The sequence below is a fragment of the Cyclobacterium sp. L-R genome (genome assembly GCF_056859355.1).
Window position 1 is genome coordinate 113920 of record NZ_JBSXOH010000089.1, and the last position, 23719, is coordinate 137638.

The following is a 23719-nucleotide window of genomic DNA, read 5'->3' on the forward strand; positions in this document are numbered from 1 at the left end:
CTGAAAACCCTTCTATTGGGAAGGTGAAATTTTATAAGGAGGAAGTAATTAAGAAGCCTTTAATAAAGTATCAATCAGCTCAGATGGCGTTTGAATACGTGCTACTTTTTCATCTTCAAGTTCTTTTTTCAACTCGGACTCCAATTCAAAGATTAAACCGGACACAAATATTTTATCCATCCTCAAATCATAGTAAAAGTTGGCTGCTTTTTTCTTTCCGGTCAAAGGAATGCCGTAAGACTGGAAAATTTCAATGGCCTTACGCAACGCTGCAATATTGTTCATAGTATCAAATTCAATCCAAAGTCAATACGGTGAAAGCTTCTTGTTTGTTGTGCATTTAAACAAATCTTTTTATTAAAATTTGTTATTGCAACATTAAAACTACTAGAAATTTACTTTTAGTTTGGAATTTGACAATTATAAGTCACCCAATTTTTTCCCTTTCTTATTGATCAAACGGGTGGTCTTTGGAGAGCCGATAATCTGTGAATGGTAGATGCCAGAATGTCCGCTAAACAGGTAGGCCAAGACACAGGCCAAGCCAATATAAACTCCTGGAATTGCTCCGAATAGCTCAATTCCCATCAAAGTACAGGCAAGTGGCGTGTTTGTTGCTCCTGAAAAAACACCTACAAAACCCATTCCCGCTAAAAGTGCTACGGGCAACGGGATAATGCCTGACAATGCATTCCCAAGTGTCGCCCCTGTAAAGAATAAAGGTGTAACCTCTCCACCTTTAAAGCCAGAGCCAAGAGTTAGGGAAGTTTTGGCGATTTTCACCAAAAAATCATACCAAGGCAAATCCTGAGAGAAAGAGTCAACTATGGTGGGAATACCTAGACCTATGTATTTGGTGTCGCCAATGATAAAAACGGATGCAGCAATAATTACTCCGCCTACCAAAGGTCTGAAAGGAGGGTATTTAATTTTATGACTAAAGAGTTTTGACCAGAAATGTGTGGATTTTGAAAATAACCTGGCAGCCAGGCCAAAACAAATACCAGCTGGTATGATCCATAGCATATTGATAAGGTCCAAAGGAGGCACGATTGGTACGGTGTATTCGGTATGGTGCACCTGCCAAATGCCTTCGCATGCATAATTAGCGATCACCGCTGCAATGAAAGCAGGAAGGATGGATTCGTACCTTAGTCTGCCAACTACTAGCCATTCTAAGGCAAAGACAGCGCCTGCTAGAGGTGTGCCAAACACAGAAGCAAACCCTGCCGCAACTCCTACAGTAATGACCATCTTGCGATCTCCATCAGTAAGTTTAAACCATTTCGTGAATTGATCTGCAATTGCACCTCCCATCTGTACAGCTGTACCTTCTCGGCCAGCAGAACCACCGAAAAGGTGGGTGAGCAAAGTGCCTATAAGAACCAATGGAGCCATTTTTAAAGGGATAACCTTTAATGGGTTATAAAATTCTTCTAACAATTGGTTATTTCCTTTGACGACAGAAGTGCCATACCTGTGGTAAATCCATCCGATAATAAAGCCTCCAAATGGTAAAAATAGAATGATCCACCTATTGGACTCTCTATAATTTGTAACCCAATTTAAGGAAAGGAGAAACAAAGCCGATGCAGATCCCACTAATGTGCCTATGAGCAGGGCTAAAACCAACCACCTAGCTGTAAAGGTCAAATTGGGAAGCAATTCCTGGAAAATGAATTTGGAAAGCAATAGCAGGTTAGGATTCCTATTTGACATGTAGCCAATAATTTACATTTTGAAATAGCATCAACCCAAGTTTATTTTGTAAAAGGTTAAAATACACGTTATTGAAATACCAGCCATAAAGTTAGAAGGTTACGTCCCAAAAAGAGCTATCAATATACTTCTTGGTAAAATACAATAACCAATTCAAAGCAAATATAGGCAAACATTTTAAATATTATTTGATAAAAATAATGCTATAAATGGAGTTGGGGCTTAGGTATTGTTAAACCAATTTTGCTCCTATTCCTACTGTTTCTTTAACTTTTGTATAAAACCAAGAAAATGCTTGTAAAGTCTTGAAAAATAGCAAGTTGTATTTTGCTTGTTACAAGTGATTTACCGAACAAATTGTAAATAGATTAAGGTCTAAGTGACTTTTTCTTAAATGTTTATACAGGTGGAATAATTTTTGTGGTGAGTCACTTTCTAATATTTTCAGAAAATTGGGGTAAATTAATTATGCAACATATACTAATTACCGGCGGATCAGGTCTTGTTGGTACTTCTGTTACAAAAAATCTTGAAACAAAAGGAAAAAAGGTCGCCTGGTTAAGTAGGAATCCAAAGAAATATTCACAAAAGTCTTTCTATTGGGACCCCAAAAAAGGGAGGATAGATGAAGAGGCCATAGAGTGGGCAGATGCAATTATCCATCTGGCAGGAGCAGGAGTAGCAGAGAAAAGATGGACAGAAGATCGGAAAAAGGTGATTTTGGATAGTCGCTTAAATAGTAGCGAGCTCCTCTTCAATACCATAAAAAAAGCCAAGGAAAAACCTCAGGCCATTGTTTGTTCAAGTGCCATAGGCTTTTATGGTTTTGACACAGGGGATAGGTTAATTTTTGAAGGTGACCCTCCTGGGAACGATTTTTTAGCGGATGTGGTACGGAAATGGGAAGCAGCAACCGATAAATTTCAGGAATTAAATATCCGTACAGTTACCTTTAGAATTGGAATAGTTTTGGCCAAGGAAGGAGGAGCGCTTAAGGAAATGTTGAAACCGCCGGTAGCAGCACCTTTAGGATCAGGAGAGCAATATTTGAGCTGGATTTTTATAGATGACTTGGCAAGAATGATAGAATATGCCCTTGAGAACCATGGTTTATCAGGAATATACAATGCGGTAGGCCCTGTTCCCGTAAGCAATAGAGTTCTTACTCAAAGGGCTGCTGAATACAAAGGCAAACCTTTTGTTAATATTGGAGTGCCTTCTTTTGCCTTGAAACTTGGGCTTGGAGAAATGGCTAATATGGTTTTGGGTGGAAACAGGGTAAGTAATGAGAAAATTGAAGGTACAGGGTTTAAATTCGAATATGGAGATCTAAACCTGGCTTTGGGAGAAATTTTCTCCTAAGTTTTGATAATTGATAGTTCTATATGTTAAAAAACATCATAATTTTATTCTCTGAATTCACACCTCAGTAATTACGCGTATTTAACCCCCTCCATAAAAATGAAAAAAGTCCTATTGAGCAATTTATTACTGTTTGCTTATTTTGCGGTTAGTGCTCAGGATCTTAATCTGGATTATTACCTGCCTGACGAATATACTTATGACCAATCTATAGCTACCCCATCTTCTGTACTGGGTTTTGAGGTAGGAGAGTGGCATGCGAATCACACTCAGGTGGTTCAATATTATAAAACTATAGCGGAACAATCCTCAAGGGCAACTTTGATTAATTACGGAAGTACTTATGAAAAGCGTCCTTTGTTAATGTTGGTTGTTTCCTCTCCTAAAAACATCAAGCAATTAGACAAGCTTAAAGAACAAAGGGGAGGACTAAGGTTTCCTGATTTTAAATCGGATCTCGAAGGGATGCCAGTGGTAATGTACATGGGCCATTCGGTTCATGGCAACGAGCCATCTGGTGTCAATGCTTCACTCCTTTCGGCTTACCATTTTACTGCTGCTAAAGAAATAGAAGAAGATCTGGACAATATCATATTGTTAATTGATCCTGCGATTAACCCTGATGGGATTAATCGTTTCGCTTCTTGGGTCAATAGTCACAAAAGCTACTACCCCAATGGAGATCGTAACAACAGAGAATTGAACGAGTCTTGGCCTAGAGGAAGAACCAATCATTATTGGTTTGACCTAAATAGGGATTGGATACCTGTGCAACATCCTGAGTCTAAAGGGAGAATTGCCCAATTGCAGGAATGGTTGCCTAATATCGTATTGGATTTTCATGAAATGGGTTCAGACAATACTTACTTTTTCCAGCCGGGAATACCAAGTCGAAACAACCCACTTACTCCAGCCAAAAACTTTGAATTAACTGGGAAAATAGCTGAGTACCATGCAAAATACCTGGATAAAATAGGCTCACTTTATTATAGCAAAGAGAGTTTTGATGATTATTACTTTGGTAAGGGTTCTACCTATCCGGATATTCAAGGCGCTGTAGGAATTCTATTCGAGCAAGCCTCTTCGAGAGGGCATCTTCAGGAGAATGCATTTGGAGAAATAACCTTTCCTTTTACCATCAGAAATCAGTTTACTACAGCTCTTTCCTCTTTCGATGCAGCTACTGATATGCGTGTTGAGTTAAATACGTATATGTCTGACTTTTACAAAGAAGCTAAGGCAGAATACACAGAAGACGATAATAAGGCTTTTATATTTGGAGCTTTAGAGGATTATGGCAGAACTTTTCATTTTGCAGACATCTTGCTTCAACATGACATTCAACTTTACAGCCTTGAGGAAGACGTAACCTTGAACGGGGTGCCTTTCAAATCTGGAAAGTCTTTTATTGTACCCTTGGATCAGGCCCAATACCGTCTTATCAATTCCTTGTTTGAGACAAGAACCACTTTCCAGGACAGTTTATTTTATGATGTTTCCACTTGGAACATGCCTATGGCATTCAATTTGAATTTTATGTCATTGAGCAGCAAGATTTTAAACTTGGCTAAAGTAGTAAATGTCAGTAAGGGGCTCACCTTTAAGGAGGGTAAAATCCTTGGAGATGCAGGAGCATACAGTTATGCCTTCGAATGGGAGGAATATTATGCGCCTAAAGCTTTGTACAAGTTGATGGATCTTGGTTATCAGGTAAGGGTAAGTCACAAGGAGTTTCAGACCAAAGACAATAAAAAGTTTGGTAGAGGAACAATTTTAGTCGAAAAAGGTAATTCTGAAAAGAGTGAAGAAGCTTTTTACGAAGACCTTAAAACAGTAGCGACAGCTACTGGAGTGAATATTCACGCTTTGACTACAGGCTTGACTGCAGGAGTAAATCTTGGTTCACCAAGCATTTCAGTATTAAAAAAACCGTCTATTGCCCTTTTGGTGGATGATGGAGTAGGAAGTGCTGATGCAGGAGAGATCTGGCACCTTTTTGATCAACGTATGGAAATTCCTATAACCCTTATGCCTTCGCATAGGATGTCAAGCGCGGATCTTAACAGGTACAATGTTATTATTCTGCCAACGGGGAATTATTCTGTTTTGGGAGAAAAAGAAGCAGGGAAATTAAAATCCTGGGTTCAAAATGGAGGGACATTGATTAGCCGGGGTTCTGCTATGAATTGGCTTGCTGATAATGACATAGCTGTGTTTAATTTTCAAAGTCCAGAATATAATGAGGGTACTGGCCAAAAGAAGTATGCCGACTTACAAAACGACAAAGGTGCCAAAGTAACAGGAGGGGCTATTTTTAAAGCCAAATTAGACATTACCCATCCGATTGGATATGGATATAATTCAACTGATATACATGTTTTCAAACAAGGAAATCAGTTTCTTGAGCCTTCAGGAAATCCTTATGCCAATCCGCTGGTCTATACAGATAATCCTCTTGCGAGTGGTTATGTACATGCAAGCAATCTAGAAATGATAAAAAATAAAGGTGTAATTCAGGTGTCGGGTAAGGGCAGAGGAAGAACCATTGGTTTTGTCGACAACCCCAACTTCAGGGCTTTCTGGTTTGGTACGAATAAGTTGTTTTTAAACGCTGTATTCTTTGGTCAAACTATAAACAGCGCATCGACCAGATAAAGTAATTTTCCACTCAGAAAAATGCTTATTGTCATTGTGCCAATGCATTTTTCTGAGTAGAAAATCGATATAAAAAGCTGTAAATTGATAAAAGACCACATTTTTTCAATTACTTTTCTTTAATTTGCAGGCTGAAAGGTGAATCATGAACAAAAAATTATTTCCATTAGATAAAAATTATATCCTTCGACAGGCACAGGATGCCATCGAAAAGGAGATGATGGGCATGATGGTGGATGAATTGAAAAAAGCCTTTACATTACTTTTTAACCCCCTTGAATTACAGGATGATACCTACCTGAAAATTCTTTCTGAAAAGGCTTTTCCAGAAGATCATTTATCCATTATTTACAAGCAACTGTCGGGTATCTTTAGATACAGATTTGGTACCAATCAATTGGAACTTAGGTTTGATGGAAAAAGTCACTTTGAGAAATACCAGGATGATTGGAAAGAGACACTTCAAAAATGGGTTCAAATTTTAGGTCAAAATCCAGCCTATGTAAAGAACCTATTGAGAATGACATTACTGTATGATACTCCTTCCCGGGCATTGTTTGCAGAAAATAGATGTAAATCTATTTTGAACGAGCATTTTGGGATTTTAATTGTGAAAAGAAAAGGAGATCTTTTAATGAAAACAGGTAGTTAATCCCTTGTTATGCTGAATTAGTCAACTGATTCCAAAACGGACCGGAAGGAAACAAATTGGCTTCCAAACTTTTCTTTTATAATTTCACTTAGCAGAGGGGCATACTTTGCTTGGAAAAACTCTAAATCCTCCATGCTTTCTGCTAAAAATTGAGCAGAAAAATTGACCCCACCACTACCATCATCGTGCAATAGACGGAAAAAACGTTTTTCGTAGAACAATCCAGTTTGCATAATCCTGGACAAATATTCCTGCTTCATCCAATCGATAAATTCTTCCTCTCTATCATTATCAATATTAATTGTTATGTTGTAAAGTACCATTCGATTACCAGTTATGACATGTTTAAGGCAATTTTATTAAATTCGTCTTGATTCTTTCGAACAAAAATGTAAAGAAACACTTATAGTATATTGAAAACAAAATTATAGCTCAATATTTAATTTTCTGTTTTACTATGCGTAATCATATGGAAAAATCAACTCTTTTTAAACTTGAAAAACCTCAGTTAGCCAAAGTATTTATTACTGTTCTTCACCTTGTGGGTTTGATGGGCTTGTACTGGGAAAAAAGTCGACCATTGTTTCAATTGATTACCCCCTTTCATTTGTTGTTGGTGACCAGTATACTTCTCTTTTTTCATAGTGATTTTAACAAAGCTTTTTATGGCTTTTCCCTATTTGCATTCTTAGTAGGGATGATTACTGAAATTATTGGTGTCAATACCGGTTTGCTATTTGGGGATTACAGTTATGGAGATGTTTTAGGTATAAAAATGTTTGGGGTCCCTTTGATGATAGGGGTAAATTGGTTTTTACTCGTTTATCTGACGGGAGGAATTTTTCAAAAAATGATTAAAAATGACCTTATTGCATCCGCTTTAGGGGCTTTCTTAATGGTTCTGTTGGATTTAAGTCTTGAAATAGTAGCTATTGCCCTGGATTTCTGGGAATGGCATCAAGAAAGTATACCTTTGTCAAATTATATTACCTGGTTTTTAGTCGCCTTTATAATTCAAATTGTATACAGAAAGTCATCTTTTGAGAAAGAGAATGCACTTATTCTTGTGCTCTTTTTCAATTTGTTGTTCTTTTTTTCAACACTAGCGTTGATTTTATAAAAGACACAAAATCGCTTTAAACAAATTCGTCCAACTTGGGTTTTAATAACAATGATTTACGCTTTGTTCTATATTTTTATTGGTTTTATTACCATGGAATTCTCCGGCTGGTTTATTCATAAATACATTATGCATGGTGTTTTGTGGAATATTCACAAAACACATCATAGTCATTCTAAAGGGTTTTTTGAACTCAATGACCTTTTCTCCCTTGTTTTTGCAAGTATTGCTATTGTTTTAATTTTTTTGGGGGTGGATACCTTGGATTATAGATTTTGGATAGGGCTGGGAATTACGATTTACGGCTTAAGCTATTTTGTTCTACACGATATATTGATTCATAGAAGGGTGAAACTTCTTACTAAACCAAAGACTGGCTACTTGCTGGGCATTTTTAAAGCACATCAAGCGCATCATTCAAGCAAGAAAAGAGACGAGGCCGTTTCTTTCGGGTTATTCATAGTACCTAACAAGTACTTTAAAAAAAAGGTAAATGAGTAAGTATTCCATAAAGGATCTGGAGCAGCTTTCTGGTATCAAGGCCCATACGGTCAGAATTTGGGAGCAACGATATAAATTGCTGAATCCAAAAAGAACGGAAACCAACATCAGGTATTATGATGACGATGACCTTAAATTAATTTTGAATGTTGCGCTGCTCAATGAGAATGGGCTCAAAATTAGTAAGATTGCGAAAATGACCTTGGATGAAATGAAAACAGAAGTGCTTCATCTCACTGACCGGTCTTTTGCTTATGACGATCAGATCCATTCCATGGTGATAGCCATGGTGGAGCTCAATGAAGAAAGGTTTGAAAAGATCATATCCACTAATATCCTCAAAATTGGCTTTGAGCAGACCATGCTCAATATAATTTATCCCTTTTTATCCAAAATTGGTATTCTCTGGCAAACCGGAAGTATTCATCCCGGACAAGAACATTTCATTTCTAATCTGGTTAGGCAAAAATTGATAGTGGCCATTGATGGACAGGTGTATACCGGAGGGGGTAAAAAATTTCTATTATTTTTGCCAGAAGAGGAATTGCATGAGATTTCATTACTTTTCACTTCTTATTTATTAAAATTATACGGGCATAAGGTGATTTATTTGGGACAGAATACGCCCGACGAGGATCTAAACAGTGTGTACAAAGCCCATAATCCTGACTTTTTGGTGACGGCCATTACTACCAATCCTTCTGGCGAAAATGTCGAACCTTACTTACAATCTTTAGGGAAAAGATTTCCCAAAGCAAAGATTATCGCTTCGGGGTACCAAATTCTTGGACAGAAATATAACCTGCCTTCAAATATTCAATTGATGGAATATTTAAAGGAGATAAAAGAATACATCCTTCTACTACCGTCGACCTCAACCTAATCGCTATTGAGGTCTTTTTTTGCGATAATACAACCGTTTGATTTTGAACTTGGTATTTCTATTTGTTTTACAAATTTGTAAATATTGGTTAAAAATTTAACATGTTTGATTGATAAAGATGTCTTTTTTTATACTTTTGCCAATAAATTCAACCTTAATTAATTATTTCTAGCCTTTGACTTTCATTAGAGCCAGATTAAACAAGAAGACATACGAGCACATGAAACCACAAATAAAGTACTACAGGTTAAAATTGAATCACCTCGATACCTGTGAAAATGGTCTTAAAAGTTAAAAAATTAACAGCGCATTTCTAGCCGTTAACCATTTCCATGCTACTTTCTCCACTTAAGTAATTTTTTTTTATTATTACGATTGTATTCTAAGGAAATTTTACGATTTCAAGTTAACTTACCTATCTAATTTATAATAGCATCACCCACATTTAATTAAAATGATTAATCGATAATAGTTTATATATGATGAAAAATATTTCTTTTAGCGCAATAAATCGCTTCGCGTATTTCTCGTTGATGTTTGGGCTTGTCTTGCTGGTTGCTTGTCAACCCGAGGCGAAGTTGCCAAAAGGCGATTCTGATAATGGTGGTTTAACGCTACCTGGAGGATTTGAGGCTGTTGTAGTGGCCGATAGTATTGGTAGAGCCAGACATCTTACTGTAAGAGAGAATGGGGATATCTATGTTAAGCTTAGAGTTGCCAATGACGAGGGACAAGGCATAGTAGCTTTGAGAGACACCGATGACGATGGTAAAGCCGACATTGTCAATGTATTCGGTGATTACCCGGAAATTGGAAGTTATGGTACAGGTATGGAGATCTATAATGGGTACCTGTACTTCAGTACAGCCGGAGATGTTTTCCGAATTAGAATAGATCCGGAAAAATTAGTACCTGAAGGTGAGGCTGAATTAATCATGAGAGATGATTACAAAAATGCAGAACATGGTTATGAGCACATTGCCAAACCACTTGCATTTGACAATGAAGGCAATATGTATGTTCCCTTTGGTTCTCCAGGAGATGTTTGCCAGGAATTTAACAGACGTCCAGGGATGGCAGGCATGTTTCCTTGTCCTCAACTTGAGTGGCACGGTGGTATTTGGAGATTTGATGCAAATAAGCTGAATCAAACTCAAAAAGATGGTTACCGATATGCTACTGGAATAAGAAGTGTGGTGGCTATGGATTGGAATGACAAAGAAAACAGCCTGTATGTGGTTCAACACGGACGTGATAATTTGTACCGAACTTGGCCGGATCTTTATTCAAGATGGGAGTCTGCGGTATTTCCTTCAGAAGAGTTTTTCAAAGTAGAGGATGGTACCAACGGTGGTTGGCCTTATTATTACTATGACCAAATCCGTGGTAAAAAACTGTTGAATCCAGAATATGGAGGAGATAAAGAGTTAGCCACAGGGGCTGATACGGTGTCAATGCCTATCATGGGATTCCCAGGCCATTATGCACCAAATGACCTCTTTTTCTATACAGGAGATCAATTTCCAGAACGGTATAAAGATGGAGCATTTGTTGCTTTCCATGGTAGTACCATTAGAGGTCCTTACCCACAAGCCGGTTATTTTGTTGGTTTCGTTCCTTTTGAAGGTGGTAAACCTTCTGGTCCATGGGAAGTATTTGCTGATGGTTTTGCACAATTAGATACAATTGTCAATACCGGAGATGCAGCCGCTCGTCCTATGGGACTTTCTATGGGACCTGATGGATCGCTTTATGTGACCGAAAGTGTAAAAGGGAAAATTTGGAGAATCATGTATCCTGGAGATAAAGAAGATTTTTCTGATGGGGATTTAGAAGAGCTTGCTAAAAGAAAAGAATCAAGAACAAATATTAGGAAGCCGGATGAAGAAAAGGACAATTTAGAAAAAGGATTGTTAGAAGTAGGCGCTCAAACTTACAATGTATACTGTGCTACATGTCATCAGTCTAATGGACTTGGAGATGGTACCAGATTTCCTACCCTGTCCGGTACTAAATGGGTAAGAGGAAATAAAAAAGAACTGATCAATGTTTTGCTTCAAGGTCTAGAAGGACAAATCGAAGTAGATGGAGTTCAGTATAATGGCATTATGCCAGCACATTCCTTCTTAAGTGATGCGGAAATAGCTGGTGTACTTACTTACATAAGAAAAAGCTTTGGTAATAACTCTTCCAGTATTTCAGCAGTAGAAGTAAGTAATGCCCGAAAAGAAATAAAATAATCAATTATGCGCCTCTATCACGAAATAGCTAAAATATGAAATTGATTGTCTCCTTTTTAATTGTAATATTTGGACTGATACAAGGACCTAACCCAAAAGTCATGAAAGAAAGCAACTCCCCTGTTTCTGAGTATATTGTGAAATCAGTGGATAAACCAATTACTATCGATGGTAATTGGGATAAACCTGAATGGCTAGAAGTAGAGGCTGCTTCTATCGCACTTCATATGGGACCAGAACCTGAAAAATTCATTCCTAAAACGCAGGTTAAATTAAGGTATGATAAGGACAATATTTATGGCATATTTAAGGTGGAGGACAATTATGTGAGGTGTTTGGTTCAGGAAGTAAATGGGGCTGTTTCTAAAGATTCTTGTGTGGAATTTTTCTTTGCGCCAGATTCTGATGAACCTTTGAAATATTTTAACCTTGAGATCAATTGCTCTGGAGTACCATTGTTTCATTACGTTACAGTGCCTAGAAAAGAATTCAAGGTTTTGAAACCTGAAGAAATCAAGCAAATAGAAATTGCGCATACCATGCCTGATAAGGTAGACCCTGAAATCACTCAACCAGTTACCTGGTACATTGAATTCAAGGTGCCATTGGCAGTGTTAAAGAAGCATAGAAATATTACCAACCCAGCGCCTGGTGTGACCTGGAAGGCCAATTTTTATAAAGTTGCAGCCAAAACCAGTAATCCCCACTACTATACCTGGAATGAGGTAATTAATCCACGCCCAGACTTTCACTTACCTAAATATTTCGGAAAAATTACCTTTCAATAAACTGCTATACCTATGAAATTATTAAGGCTTACCTTTATCCTTTTTATGGCCATTGTCTTGCAAGTCAATGCCCAGGATTTTGATATTTTGATCAAAAATGGTCATGTAATCGACCCTAAGAATAGTATTGATGGGGTCATGGATGTTGCAATTAAGGATCAGAAAATTGCAAAAGTTTCCAAAAACATTAGCGAAAAATCTGCTAAAAAAATAATTGATGCCAAAGGATTAATCGTTACTCCCGGCTTAATTGATATTCATGGCCATCACTTTTTCGGAACTGTTGCCCATAGAGATTATAGCAATAGCTTTTCTTCTTTGCCTCCTGATGGTTTCACCTTTAGAGCTGGAGTTACCACTGTTGCAGATGCAGGAAGTCCTGGATGGAAAAATTTTCAGGAATACAAAGAACATGTGATTAATCGATCTAAGACCAGGGTCTTGGTATTTATCAATATTGTCGGAGATGGAATGAGTGGTGTTAGCTCTCGAGAGCAGGACACTACAGACATGAATCCTAAAATGACAGCCATGATAGCGAGACAAAACCCTGAAATTATAGGGGTGAAAATCGCGCATTATAGAGGACATGAATGGGGACCTTACAAAAAAGCTGTACAAGCAGGTGAAATGGCCAAAGTTCCAGTGATGGTAGATTTAGGTGGTGCAGATCCTGCTTTACCACTTTCCACTTTACTATTTGATGTATTGAGACCTGGTGATATTCTTACCCATATGTATGGTGGAGACCACTCCGGACATGGACCTAAAGAAGGCACCTTGAATGCGGAAGGTAAAGTATGGCCTCATTGGTTTGAAGCTCAAAAGAGAGGATTAATATTTGATGTTGGTCATGGTGGAGGTTCTTTCTTATTTAGAGTAGCTGTACCTGCAACACAACAAGGTTTTTATCCAAATACCATAAGTACTGACTTGCATATTGGAAGTATGAATGCCGGTATGAAAGACATGTTGAATGTAGTGTCTAAAATGATGAACTTAGGAATGAGTCTTCAAGAGGCCATTACCGCATCTACTTGGAAACCTGCACAGGTTATTCAAAGAGAAGAATTGGGTAACCTTTCTGTAGGAGCCGAGGCTGATGTAGCGATTTTCAGGATGCATGAAGGCCAGTTTGGTTTTATTGATTCTTCTGGAGCGGCCAATAAAGGCACAAAGAAATTGGAAACGGAATTGACGCTTAGAGCAGGAAGAATTGTTTGGGATCTGAATGGAATAGGTGCCAAAATATGGGAATAACAAATCCTTTTAATTATCTATTATTGACCTAATTATTACTAAAAATAAAATTTGCTATGCTTAAATCAGTAGTGTTTATATTTCTTATAAGTCTCGTTGCTTTGCCTTCAATATCCAATGCACAGCAAAGTCCTGAGCAAAAGTTAAAAGAAATGGGGATTACTTTGAAAACCCCGGCTCCTTTCACAGGCAGTATTGTAAAGGCAGTAAGGACTGGTAATTTGGTATTCCTTTCTGGACATGGTCCAGTTAAACCAGAAGGTGGAATGGTAACAGGGAAGCTAGGAACAGAATTGACGATTACAGAAGGTAGAGCAGCGGCCAAGTTGGTAGGTATTGATTTACTTACCTCCCTTAAAGCTGAAATTGGAGATTTAAGTAAAGTTACAAGAATTGTAAAGGTTCTTGGAATGGTGAATGCTAGTCCCGATTTTGTGGATCAACCTAAAGTAATGAATGGTTTTTCTGATTTTATGGTCGAAGTATTCGGAGAAAAAGGAAGGCATGCCAGGTCGGCTGTAGGTATGGGTTCATTGCCAGGGGGCATTGCTTTGGAAATTGAAATGATTGTTGAAATCGAAGACTAGTTCTGCGTTTTATTTACAAATGAAACGGATCGTCTTCAAAAAAATATTAATATGTTAAGTAGAAGAAAATTATTAAAAAGATTGGGTACTCTTCCTCTTGTAGGAGGAGCACTTGGCGCAGGCATTCCACTATCTTCAGCTCAGGGAGAAACATTGGCGGCCGCTCCTAAAAGGAATGTTATCAAAGAGTTAGGGCTTAGAAGTTTTGTTAATGCTGCAGGTACTTATACTGCGATGACAGCTTCACTGATGCCGGATGAAGTGATGCAAACCATTAACTTTTCCTCAGATCATTATATAATGCTAGATGAGGTTCAGGATAAGGTAGGAGAAAAAATTGCTGAGCTTTGTCATGCAGAATATGCTACAGTTACAGCAGGATGCTGGTCAGCTATGGTTTTGGGTACCGCTGGTGTGCTTACTGGAAAAGACAGAAAAAAAATTAGTCAACTTCCTGATTTAACAGGAATGAAATCTCAGGTAATTGTTCAAAAATCGCATAACACAGGTTATGTTCATGCCCTAACCAACACGGGCGTTGAGATTGTTGAGGTAGAAACTGCCGCTGATGTAGATCGAGCAGTAAATGACAAAACCGCAATGATGTGGTTCTTAAATTATCAAGGCCCGGCAGGAAAGATTAAGCATGAGGAGTGGGTTGCTTTGGCTAAAAAGCATGGCCTCCCTACCATGATTGATATGGCTGCAGATGTTCCTCCTGTTGAGAATTTATGGAAATACAATGATTTAGGTTTCGACTTGGTTTGTGTTTCAGGAGGAAAAGCCATTAGAGGACCACAAAGTGCCGGAATTCTGATGGGACGAAGAGATCTTATAGAAGCGGCTAGATTAAGTGCGCCACCAAGAGGGGGTACCATTGGTCGTGGAATGAAAGTTAATAAAGAGGAAATCCTTGGCATGTATGTGGCACTTGATACTTATATCAAGAAAGATCATGACAAAGAATGGAAAGAATGGGAAGATAAAATTGCTCATATTTCCGATGCTGTTTCAGGAATTGAAAGTGTAAGTACAGATGTGTCCGTTCCTGAGGTAGCAAACCATACACCTTATTTACAAATTGGTTGGGATCCTAATATAATTAAACTTGATCAAGGAGAATTACGCAAAAGATTGCGTGAAGGAAGTCCTTCTATAGAAGTGATAAGTGGTGGAGATAATGCAGTTAAACTTACTGTATTTATGTTGAGACCAAAAGAAGAAAAAATTGTTGCAAAGAGAATTGCTGAAGAATTGCAAAAAGCTAAAGTTTAACTTATGAAATTAAAATATAGATTATTACTTGTTGCGATGGTGTTTACCTGTAGCTTGGTAAGTGCCCAGACCTATGACATGCTCATCAAAGGTGGTAGGTTAATTGATCCGAAAAACAATATTGATGCTACTATGGACATCGCCATTAAAGATGGTAAGGTAGCAAAAGTGGCTAAGTCAATCGCAGGTAAAGATGCGGCCAAAGTTATTGAAGCTGATGGTCTTGTTGTAACTCCCGGGTTGATTGATATTCATGGCCATGTATTTCACGGTACAAAACCAAACCATTACTTAAGTGACGGCCTTACGGCTTTACCACCTGATGGTTTCACTTTCCGAGTAGGTGTTACCACTATTGTTGATTGTGGTGGCGTTGGATGGAAGAACTTTGATACCTTCAAAAAAAATGTAATAGACGCAAGCAAAACTAGGGTATTGAGTTTTATGAATATCGTTGGTGAAGGCATGCGCGGTGGAGCTTGGGAACAAAATACGGGCGATATGGATGCCAAATTGAGTGGCATGGTAGCTAATCAAAACCGTAAATACATTGTAGGCTTTAAGGTAGCGCATTATGGTAACCGTGACTGGATTCCAATTGACAAAGCGGTGGAAGCAGGTAGAATTGCTAATATGCCTGTAATTGTTGATTTCGGTGGATCTACCGCTTTCGAACCTCTTTCTATTCGTGAATTGTTTTTTGAGCGATTAAGACCAGGGGATATTTATACCCATACTTATGCTGAACTTAATGGTTCAAGGGAAACAGTAATAAACCGCGAAAGCAGAGAGTTGGAGCCATTTATTTTGGATGCACAGAAAAGAGGAATCATTTTTGACGTAGGATATGGTGGTGCTAGCTTTGAGTTTAAGCAAGCAATTCCTGCTTTGGCTGCTGGATTTTATCCAAACACCATCAGTACTGATCTTCATACAGGAAGTATGAATGCTGCTATGAAAGACATGCTTAATGTAATGACTACCTTTTTGGCAATGGGAATGGAACTTCCTGATGTTATAGAAGCAAGTACATGGAAACCTGCTCAAGTCATTCAAAGGACAGAATTGGGACACCTTTCTGAAGGAGCCATAGCTGACCTTAGCATTTTAAATATTAGAAAAGGTGATTTTACACTTTGGGATAGAACTGGACAAAAAGTCCCTTCTGAAAATAAATTAGAGTGTGAAGTAACCCTTAAAGATGGTAAAGTGGTTTATGATTTAAATGGACGTTCCATTAAATAATAATAGAAGGCCCTTTAGACTAGGCCTAATTGAGATAAAATAAAAAAGTCCTTCATTATGAAGGACTTTTTTTGCTTTAGTACTATTTGAAAATATTATAACTGAGCTTCCAATTTATCAACAAGTACAGATTTAGGAACTGCACCTACTACTTTATCTACTACCTCTCCACCTTTGAAGATCAAGAGAGTTGGAATACTTCTGATTCCGAATCTGCCTGGAATATCTTGGTTGGCATCTACATCTATTTTACCGATGGTGACCTTACCATCATAATCTCCCGCAAGTTCTTCTACTATTGGGCCAATCATTTTACAAGGTCCGCACCATTCTGCCCAAAAATCTACCAATACTGGCTGTTCAGATTTGATTACTTCATCAAAACTGCTATCTGTAATTTCTATTGCTTTTGCCATTTTAATGTAATTATGGTTTTTATTAAAATATATAACTTAATCAGTTTCACCATCAATAAGTTCCAGACTGATCAAATTAATTTTTACGTCAAATGATTTTGTAGGCAACTTCGGGGATTTGATTCAATGCTTCGATTAGTTCATTTGATGGGTCTACCCTGTACTTGGAGGATATAAGATCCAATGTCAAATTCTCTTTATTGTCTATAATATTTATATATAATTTAGCATCACCTTGGTATTTTTGGGTAATGGCCTCTAATTTTTCCATTAATTCCAATCCAAGATCATCCAGGTCTATATGCACCCTTAAACCTTTAATCATTTTACCTCTTATTTCATTTAGTAAAGTGATTTGGCTGATTTTAAATTCAAATTCTTCAGGGTTGTATTTTTTTGGATGGATAGCACCTGTAATATATAAAAACCAGTTGTGCATGAAATACTCCTTGAATCTCACATAATCCTCCCCAAAGATGAAAAAGGTATGGCCACCATGATAATCTTCCATGGTAAGGGTGCCAAACGGTTTTCCATTTTTAGTTGTTCGGTGGGCAAAGGAGGTTACGGCACCTGCAATTTTAATATCTCCTTTCGATTTCAGCTTATTGACATCTGCCAGTTCTGGTAATCCTGTATTGGTAAATGCTTCAATCTCCACCTTGTACTGATCCAGAGGATGACCAGAAATATAAAGCCCTACGACTTCCTTTTCAATATTCAACTGTTGCAATTGACTAAAGGGTTCCATAGGAGGAATAGTTGGAACAGGAATGTCCAATCCACCACCGCCGCCAAACATTGAGACCTGTGAACTTTCTTCTTCTTGAATTACCTTCTGCGCATATTTTACGGCTTTCTCTAAAAGAGAAGCCTCTCCTTCGGGTGCTTCTAGGTATTGTCTGCGGTGAAAGTCTACAAAACAATCAAAACCACCAGCCATGGCCAATACTTCCATGGTTTTTTTATTGACTGCTTTGAGGTTTACCCTTTTGGTAAAGGAAAAGATGTCTTTGTAAAGGCCTGCTTTTTCCCTTTCTTCAATTATGGCATGTACAGCGGCATTTCCAGCACCTTTGATTGCTGCCAGACCAAACCTTACCTGTCCTTCCATATTTACTGTAAAATCACTTTTGGACTCATTAACATCAGGACCAAGAACTTGAATGCCCATACGCTTACATTCTTCCATAAAGAAGGTGACCTGCGTAATGTCATTCATGTTATTGCTCAATACTGAGGCCATGTATTCAGCAGGGTAATGTGCTTTTAGGTAGGCCGTTTGATAGGCAATCCAAGCGTAGCAAGTGGAGTGGGACTTGTTAAAGGCATAAGAAGCAAAAGCCTCCCAGTCTTTCCATATTTTTTCTAATTTTTTACTGTCGTGGCCTTTGGCTGCTGCCTGATTGACGAACTTTGGCTTCATCTGATCCAGAACGTTCTTCTGTTTCTTACCCATGGCTTTACGCAGTACATCTGCCTCACCTTTGGTAAAATCAGCCAGCTTCTGCGACAGAAGCATCACTTGTTCCTGGTAGACTGTGATCCCATAAGTTTCTTCCAGGTATTCTTTCATGTCCTCGAGATCATAAGTAATGGTCTCTAATCCATGTTTTCTTTTAATGAAACTAGGAATGTATTCCAATGGACCTGGTCTGTACAAGGCATTCATGGCGATAAGGTCAGCAAATACAGTAGGTTTTAACTCCCTCATGTATTTTTGCATACCTGCAGATTCATACTGGAATATACCTACCGTTTCACCTCTTTGGAAAAGTTCATACGTCTTTACATCATCAATAGGGAAGTTCTCAGGATCCAATAGTATACCATGTCGCTCCTTAATGATCCTTACCGCGTCCTTGATTAGGGTTAGGGTTTTCAGACCCAAAAAGTCCATTTTAAGTAAGCCGGCACTTTCAACAACGGAGTTATCAAATTGGGTACATACCATTTCAGAATCCTTAGCAAGTGCTACAGGGACAAAATTGGTAATGTCATCCGGTGTAATGATAACCCCACAGGCGTGTATACCTGTGTTTCTTACAGAGCCTTCCAGGACCTTGGCCTGATTAATCGTTCTCGAACTTTCGTCATTTCCTTTTGAAATTCGGATAAGCTCCAATGCTTTCTCTAAATTATCATTGTTGTTTTTAAGTTTGGCTGATAGCTTGGTACGGTCATTGGCCAATTCAAAAAGGGCCTTAAGTTTAATATCCGTCACAAGTTTGGCAAGCCTATCTGCTTCAGGAAGGGGAAGGTTGAGTACCCTTGCAGTATCACGAATGGCAGATTTGGCTGCCATTGTTCCATAAGTAATGATTTGGGCTACCTGATTGGCTCCGTATTTCTCTATAACATAATCGATTACCCTTTGTCTCCCTTCGTCATCAAAGTCAATATCAATATCGGGTAGTGACACCCTATCAGGGTTTAGGAATCTCTCAAAAAGTAGGTCGTAGGCAATTGGATCCACATTGGTAATGCCAACACAATAGGCTACTGCAGAACCGGCGGCAGAACCCCTTCCAGGCCCTACTGAGACCCCCATTTCTCTAGCAGCACTGGTGAAATCTTGTACAATAAGGAAATAACCCGGATAGCCGGTTCTTTCGATAGTCTCCAATTCGAAATCCAACCTTTCCCTTATCTCATCTGTTATTTCTCCATATCTTTTTTTAGCTCCTTCATAAGTGAGGTGACGCAAAAAGGCATTTTCTCCCCTTTTTCCCCCATCTTCATCATCTTTAGAGTCTATGAATTGTTCTGGAATATCAAATTTTGGCAGCAAAACTTCCCTAGCCAGTTTGAAAGGCTCAATCTTTTCTACAATTTCTTCTGTACATAAGATGGCTTCCGGTAAATCAGCAAAAAGCTTCTTCATCTCCTCAGGGGATTTGAGATAAAACTCATCATTCGGGAAACCATATCGATATTCCCGGCCTCTCTTTCCTATGTATTTCTTAGGTTTTTCTACCAGTTCCCCATCCTTCACACACAATAAAATATCATGTGATTTAGCATCTTCCTGAGCATTGTAATAGGTATTATTGGCAGCGAAGTACTTCACCTTGTATTTTTCTGCCCATTGGAGGAGCACTTCATTCACTTTTTCCTCCTCGGGAATACCATGACGGTTAAGCTCTATATAAAAATCTTCTCCAAATTGATCCAACCACCATACAAAAGCCTCTTCAGCCTGGGTTTCACCCACATTGAGGATGAGGTAAGGGATTTCACCCCAAAGTCCACCCGTGGTAGCAATGATGTCACCCTTATATTGAACCAGCACCTCTCTATCTATCCGAGGCACATAATAAAAACCCTCTATATTGGCATAGGAAGAAAGTTTAGCCAAGTTATGGTAACCTGCTTTGTTTTTTGCCAGTAAAACAGTTTGGTACCCATCGTCTTTATTGGACTTATTCTTCCGATCTCGACAAAGGTTGAATTCGCAGCCGATTATTGGTTTGATGTCATTATTAAATGCCTCACGAACAAAGTTGAAGGCACCCATCATATTGCCATGATCTGTCATGGCCAATGCTGGCATCCCTAATTCTTTTGCTCTTTTGATAGCGGCAGGTATTTCTGAGGTAGATTGGAGAATAGAAAATTGGGTATGGACATGCAGGTGAGTAAAAAGCGTGTCTTTAAGATCTGAAATGTCCGCACGATTGGCGGCCTTAAGGACCTTTTGGGCTGTGGCTTTGACATCGTCTTTTGCGGCAGCAAAATTAGCGGCCTCCAGATTTGGAGCCTCATAAATTATCTCATCCAGTTCTACGCCTTCAACAGGAGGCTGAACTCCTTCCTTGATAAGCCCGAAAAAACTTTTAGCAGTAGCATCTACATCATAAGCAGCATCATGGGCGTCGCCAAAACCTTCTCCAAATAGTTTATTGTGAAGTTCAAGCAGGGTAGGCCATTTGAATTTCCCACCTTTCCCTCCAGGAATGGCACAGAATTCAGTAGAAATATCCTTCGTATCAAGTGGCTCTTTTTCCAAGTCTTTAATAGACTTGTTGGTTCTCAATAATTCAGCCCCTACAATGGAGATATCAAAGCCAATATTATGACCAACGAGATAGGTTGTTTTGCGGAGGTCTTCTTCAAAAATTTCTAGAACCTTACTTAGTTCATGTCCTTCATCGATGGCTCTTTGAGTGGAAATACCATGTATTTTTTCCGAGTTATAGGGAATGGTAAATCCTTCAGGTTTTACTATAAAGTTATTGTTCGAAACAAGTCGGCCTTTTTCGTCATGAAGTTGCCAGGCCAGTTGAACCAAACGTGGCCAATTGTCAAGGTCAGACATGGGCGCATTGTAATTGCGCGGAAGTCCAGTAGTCTCAGTATCAAATATTAGGTACATATATATCTTTTGAGGATCAATGTTTGGCTATAGGATTCAATACACAGCTTTTTTTACCGTTGATTGATCATGTGGTTTATCCAAAATAGAAGTTAAACTCTAATTAGGCAATAGGCATTTTTAAACCAGCTAAACGTCATAGAAAATCAGTCAACCTTGACTTTACCATAACTAAACGTCGTCTTTATATCCCGAAGCTTTAATAATCTTGTGATTGCAGTGTTTTTCGGGAAAGATAGGGGCAGGTTATTGCGAATCCTATTGTTTAATTCGAGATAAAAATACAGGTTATAAAAGGTTTCTGCCAATTAAACTTGAAAAATAAATAAGGCAAAAAAAAGCCTGTCTCCAGATAAACTGTTGACAGGCTTTAAAGCTTGAAAATCGTAATTTTTTATTTGTTGATTGAAAACTGATCGACCTTTTCTCCATCAACATTGATGGTTTGAGCTTTCATAGTTTTCCCATCGATTGTAATATATTGGTACAAATGGTCCGCTGGAAATTGAACTTCCGCATAGGAACCTTTGCCTATACCTTTGTTTTTTCCGGTAGTACCCACAGAAATCCAGTAAATGGTCCCATCATTAGGGCTTTTTACAATTTTCCCATTGTTCATAGGTTTTGACCGCATATAGTAATGAAAATGCCCACCCATTACCATGTCAACATGGTATTTGTCAAAAAGTGGTCCCCATTCCTCCTGTATGTCCTCATAGGGTTCTACTTCATTGAAAGGAGGAAAGTGAAAGACTGCGATTTTCCAAGTAGCATCAGTCTCTTTTAATTTTTTCTCAATCCATTCGGTTTGGTCTTCGTTGGGAAAAGTAGAGTCAATCATTAAGAACAGGGCATTTCCATAATTGAAAGCATAAGACCGCCCAGCCATCTCGAGTGAAGGACTATCTGAGGGGTAACTCAACATTTCTTCAAACATCCATGCACCCAAGCCATCTTGACTATCGTGATTGCCTGGAACTGCCATAAGTGGTTTTCTTGCTATTGTACTTCCTGCATATTGAAATAACTTATCCCAATCATCCCTATACAATCCGGTATTTACAAGGTCTCCTGCTATATAATAGAAGGCAATGTCAGGAAATCTTTTTTCCGCTTTTTGAATGTTATTACCCCATACTTTATCAAGGTGAACATCGCCAGACCAAACAAATGAAAAAGGTTTGTCTTTATCTGGTGCGGTATTGAAGGTTTCAGGTGATGACCATCCGGCTTCTTCATTTCCTACAATATAGCCATATTTAGTATCAGGCTCTAATGAACGGAGCTTGGCTGTAAACCTATTCATGTATCGGTCATTTTGAAGGAGACGGTCTTCCATTAGGAATTTTTCTGCCTGAGTTTTCAAGGTATCTTTAGTACCGTCTTTCCAATACTTAACTATTCCTGAGGGCACTGTCTCTGTTGTTCTCCATTGGATGTCCATTGAGTTTTGAGGCGATTCACTCCAGGTAAGGAGTACCTGATCAGGTTTTTCACTAGTAGGGAATGCTGTAGTTCTAAAAGCATCGACCATATGTGCTTCCCTTGCTCTGCCTCTAATGGTTGTTAACAACTGTTGTCCTTTGAGGACCTCAGGAACGTCTGTGAGTGTGAGTCCACTCCAATCGTGGTAAGTGAAAGCACCCACATCAAATTTTTCTATGTGTTGATTTGCTGGGAATACTGGTGTGATTTCTAATTTCTCCTCAGGATTTTGTGGGGCAAGGCCAATAAAATAAACCGGTCTGTGTTTGCCAAAGCCATTAATACCCAACTGGATTTCACCTGCATCAAAATCTTTTTGCCAGACTTCGTAAGTGTCGTGTTCATTTTTCACTTCCAGGTCTGTAAGACTGAACCCTGAAGGCTTCAACCAGAAAGGAACTACTTCTTGTCCTTTATTTCTCATTAGAGAAACAGTAGTTGGGACATTTACCTTGACTTTCCAATATTGAGTAGCAAGCGCTTCTTTTTCTTGATCTGTAAGGTATTGCTCTGCAAAGCTGTGAGAGATTGTGTCTAGCGACTTTTTATCCAATTCCTTATAAAGACGGGAAACCACCTCGTCCATGGTTTCTTTAACGGAAGGCAAAACTTTGTCATGTTTTTCCTGAGGTCCGCACGAACTGAAAATCAATGCAATGCAAACCAATAATAGTGGTGTACTTTTCATAAATAAATTAAAATTAGTGGCCGATCATCTCCAAAGGCCGATTTTGGTATCAAATAATATTACGGGTTAAAAGGGAATCAGGCCATTTTATGCTAAGGTTAAGTTTGTTAACAATTTTTTCATATCAAAAAAGAATTGATTTAAATAGTCTCTTTTTTATAACCTATGGTATTTACGGTGGAGGGCATTTATATGAAAAAGAAAAAAGCAGAGGCTCTAATGCAGAGGCTTGTACAAAATAAGATTTCGCGGCCGGAATTTGAGGAGCTTTTGGGAGGTCTTGAAGACCCCGAAATGGTGAATGGGATGGAAGAGAGTATGCGGATTCATTTTGAGATAGTCTTAAATGAATATAATAAGAGTTTAAAATCAAATGGCCAAGTGGAAAATAAACACTCAAAATAACAATAAATTCAATTACGGAATAGGTGTTCTTTTAAGGACGGGGTTTGGAAGTTCATTCCAATT

19 protein-coding genes are annotated in these 23719 nt (G+C 38.5%); 13 read left to right on the forward strand and 6 right to left on the reverse strand.

Annotated elements, in window-relative coordinates:
• Window positions 1-48 precede the first annotated feature (48 nt).
• A complete protein-coding gene (locus tag AC13EX_RS18205; protein ID WP_482893800.1) occupies window positions 49-285 on the reverse strand; it encodes an acyl carrier protein in 237 nt (78 codons plus the stop codon).
• 135 nt (window positions 286-420) lie between these two features.
• Window positions 421-1719: a voltage-gated chloride channel family protein gene (locus tag AC13EX_RS18210; protein ID WP_482893801.1), complete on the reverse strand. Its 1299-nt coding sequence runs from the start codon at window positions 1717-1719 to the stop codon at window positions 421-423.
• Between the two features lie 468 nt (window positions 1720-2187).
• On the opposite strand from AC13EX_RS18210, the gene AC13EX_RS18215 reads away from it, so the two are divergent.
• From AC13EX_RS18215 to AC13EX_RS18225, 3 genes are all read left to right on the forward strand, one after another.
• The gene (locus tag AC13EX_RS18215; RefSeq protein WP_482893802.1) at window positions 2188-3081 is read left to right on the forward strand and encodes a TIGR01777 family oxidoreductase; all 894 of its coding nucleotides are present in this window, start codon (window positions 2188-2190) and stop codon (window positions 3079-3081) included.
• Window positions 3082-3180: 99 nt separating this feature from the next.
• Window positions 3181-5736 (forward strand): M14 family metallopeptidase, encoded by a 2556-nt coding sequence (locus AC13EX_RS18220; RefSeq protein ID WP_048641741.1) that lies wholly within the window; start codon window positions 3181-3183, stop codon window positions 5734-5736.
• A 145-nt stretch (window positions 5737-5881) separates the two neighbouring features.
• On the forward strand, window positions 5882-6388 hold the full coding sequence (locus AC13EX_RS18225; RefSeq protein WP_048641742.1) for a hypothetical protein: 507 nt from the start codon (window positions 5882-5884) through the stop codon (window positions 6386-6388).
• Window positions 6389-6405: 17 nt separating this feature from the next.
• Here the strand turns inward: AC13EX_RS18225 and AC13EX_RS18230 are convergent, their stop codons facing one another.
• Window positions 6406-6711, reverse strand: a complete 306-nt coding sequence (locus AC13EX_RS18230) for a DUF4286 family protein (protein ID WP_048641743.1) — start codon at window positions 6709-6711, stop codon at window positions 6406-6408.
• Between the two features lie 146 nt (window positions 6712-6857).
• On the opposite strand from AC13EX_RS18230, the gene AC13EX_RS18235 reads away from it, so the two are divergent.
• The 9 genes from AC13EX_RS18235 to AC13EX_RS18275 all read left to right on the forward strand — a co-directional run bounded on the left by AC13EX_RS18235 (window position 6858) and on the right by AC13EX_RS18275 (window position 16287).
• On the forward strand, window positions 6858-7508 hold the full coding sequence (locus tag AC13EX_RS18235; protein WP_240477956.1) for a carotenoid biosynthesis protein: 651 nt from the start codon (window positions 6858-6860) through the stop codon (window positions 7506-7508).
• 51 nt (window positions 7509-7559) lie between these two features.
• Window positions 7560-8009 carry a sterol desaturase family protein gene (locus AC13EX_RS18240; protein ID WP_482893803.1) on the forward strand — a complete coding sequence of 150 codons (450 nt, stop codon included), beginning with the start codon at window positions 7560-7562 and terminating at the stop codon, window positions 8007-8009.
• Window positions 8002-8892, forward strand: a complete 891-nt coding sequence (locus tag AC13EX_RS18245; RefSeq protein WP_482893804.1) for a MerR family transcriptional regulator — start codon at window positions 8002-8004, stop codon at window positions 8890-8892. The genes AC13EX_RS18240 and AC13EX_RS18245 overlap by 8 nt, the downstream gene beginning before the upstream one ends.
• Window positions 8893-9371: 479 nt before the next feature.
• Window positions 9372-11132, forward strand: coding sequence for a PQQ-dependent sugar dehydrogenase (locus tag AC13EX_RS18250; RefSeq protein ID WP_482893805.1), 1761 nt, complete (start codon window positions 9372-9374; stop codon window positions 11130-11132).
• A gap of 101 nt (window positions 11133-11233) precedes the next feature.
• Window positions 11234-11920 (forward strand): carbohydrate-binding family 9-like protein, encoded by a 687-nt coding sequence (locus tag AC13EX_RS18255; RefSeq protein WP_482893806.1) that lies wholly within the window; start codon window positions 11234-11236, stop codon window positions 11918-11920.
• A gap of 12 nt (window positions 11921-11932) precedes the next feature.
• Window positions 11933-13180 carry an amidohydrolase/deacetylase family metallohydrolase gene (locus tag AC13EX_RS18260; RefSeq protein ID WP_048641747.1) on the forward strand — a complete coding sequence of 416 codons (1248 nt, stop codon included), beginning with the start codon at window positions 11933-11935 and terminating at the stop codon, window positions 13178-13180.
• A gap of 56 nt (window positions 13181-13236) precedes the next feature.
• The gene (locus AC13EX_RS18265; RefSeq protein ID WP_048641748.1) at window positions 13237-13767 is read left to right on the forward strand and encodes a RidA family protein; all 531 of its coding nucleotides are present in this window, start codon (window positions 13237-13239) and stop codon (window positions 13765-13767) included.
• A gap of 51 nt (window positions 13768-13818) precedes the next feature.
• Complete coding sequence (locus AC13EX_RS18270; RefSeq protein ID WP_048641749.1) at window positions 13819-15042, forward strand: aminotransferase class V-fold PLP-dependent enzyme; 1224 nt, start codon at window positions 13819-13821, stop codon at window positions 15040-15042.
• A gap of 3 nt (window positions 15043-15045) precedes the next feature.
• Entirely contained in the window at window positions 15046-16287 is a 1242-nt protein-coding gene (locus tag AC13EX_RS18275; RefSeq protein ID WP_482893807.1) for an amidohydrolase/deacetylase family metallohydrolase, read from the forward strand.
• Window positions 16288-16382: 95 nt separating this feature from the next.
• On the opposite strand, the gene trxA is transcribed toward AC13EX_RS18275, so the two are convergent.
• From trxA to AC13EX_RS18290, 3 genes are all read right to left on the reverse strand, one after another.
• Complete coding sequence (gene trxA / locus AC13EX_RS18280; RefSeq protein WP_048641751.1) at window positions 16383-16703, reverse strand: thioredoxin; 321 nt, start codon at window positions 16701-16703, stop codon at window positions 16383-16385.
• A gap of 88 nt (window positions 16704-16791) precedes the next feature.
• Window positions 16792-21078, reverse strand: a complete 4287-nt coding sequence (gene dnaE, locus AC13EX_RS18285) for a DNA polymerase III subunit alpha (RefSeq protein WP_482893808.1) — start codon at window positions 21076-21078, stop codon at window positions 16792-16794.
• A 394-nt stretch (window positions 21079-21472) separates the two neighbouring features.
• On the reverse strand, window positions 21473-23251 hold the full coding sequence (locus AC13EX_RS18290) for a purple acid phosphatase family protein (protein WP_482893809.1): 1779 nt from the start codon (window positions 23249-23251) through the stop codon (window positions 21473-21475).
• A gap of 192 nt (window positions 23252-23443) precedes the next feature.
• On the opposite strand from AC13EX_RS18290, the gene AC13EX_RS18295 reads away from it, so the two are divergent.
• Window positions 23444-23656: a hypothetical protein gene (locus tag AC13EX_RS18295; protein WP_157470408.1), complete on the forward strand. Its 213-nt coding sequence runs from the start codon at window positions 23444-23446 to the stop codon at window positions 23654-23656.
• The last annotated feature ends 63 nt before the right edge of the window (window positions 23657-23719 follow it).

Coding starts and splice junctions, on each gene's coding strand:
- AC13EX_RS18245 (WP_482893804.1), top strand. CDS start 8,002: ATGAGTAAGTATTCCATAAAGGATCTGGAGCAGCTTTCTGGTATCAAG.
- AC13EX_RS18240 (WP_482893803.1), top strand. CDS start 7,560: ATGATTTACGCTTTGTTCTATATTTTTATTGGTTTTATTACCATGGAA.
- AC13EX_RS18230 (WP_048641743.1), bottom strand. CDS start 6,711: ATGGTACTTTACAACATAACAATTAATATTGATAATGATAGAGAGGAA.
- AC13EX_RS18275 (WP_482893807.1), top strand. CDS start 15,046: ATGAAATTAAAATATAGATTATTACTTGTTGCGATGGTGTTTACCTGT.
- AC13EX_RS18235 (WP_240477956.1), top strand. CDS start 6,858: ATGGAAAAATCAACTCTTTTTAAACTTGAAAAACCTCAGTTAGCCAAA.
- AC13EX_RS18295 (WP_157470408.1), top strand. CDS start 23,444: ATGAAAAAGAAAAAAGCAGAGGCTCTAATGCAGAGGCTTGTACAAAAT.
- AC13EX_RS18290 (WP_482893809.1), bottom strand. CDS start 23,251: ATGAAAAGTACACCACTATTATTGGTTTGCATTGCATTGATTTTCAGT.
- AC13EX_RS18265 (WP_048641748.1), top strand. CDS start 13,237: ATGCTTAAATCAGTAGTGTTTATATTTCTTATAAGTCTCGTTGCTTTG.
- AC13EX_RS18220 (WP_048641741.1), top strand. CDS start 3,181: ATGAAAAAAGTCCTATTGAGCAATTTATTACTGTTTGCTTATTTTGCG.
- AC13EX_RS18270 (WP_048641749.1), top strand. CDS start 13,819: ATGTTAAGTAGAAGAAAATTATTAAAAAGATTGGGTACTCTTCCTCTT.
- AC13EX_RS18225 (WP_048641742.1), top strand. CDS start 5,882: ATGAACAAAAAATTATTTCCATTAGATAAAAATTATATCCTTCGACAG.
- dnaE (WP_482893808.1), bottom strand. CDS start 21,078: ATGTACCTAATATTTGATACTGAGACTACTGGACTTCCGCGCAATTAC.
- AC13EX_RS18215 (WP_482893802.1), top strand. CDS start 2,188: ATGCAACATATACTAATTACCGGCGGATCAGGTCTTGTTGGTACTTCT.
- AC13EX_RS18260 (WP_048641747.1), top strand. CDS start 11,933: ATGAAATTATTAAGGCTTACCTTTATCCTTTTTATGGCCATTGTCTTG.
- AC13EX_RS18250 (WP_482893805.1), top strand. CDS start 9,372: ATGATGAAAAATATTTCTTTTAGCGCAATAAATCGCTTCGCGTATTTC.
- AC13EX_RS18210 (WP_482893801.1), bottom strand. CDS start 1,719: ATGTCAAATAGGAATCCTAACCTGCTATTGCTTTCCAAATTCATTTTC.
- trxA (WP_048641751.1), bottom strand. CDS start 16,703: ATGGCAAAAGCAATAGAAATTACAGATAGCAGTTTTGATGAAGTAATC.
- AC13EX_RS18255 (WP_482893806.1), top strand. CDS start 11,234: ATGAAAGAAAGCAACTCCCCTGTTTCTGAGTATATTGTGAAATCAGTG.
- AC13EX_RS18205 (WP_482893800.1), bottom strand. CDS start 285: ATGAACAATATTGCAGCGTTGCGTAAGGCCATTGAAATTTTCCAGTCT.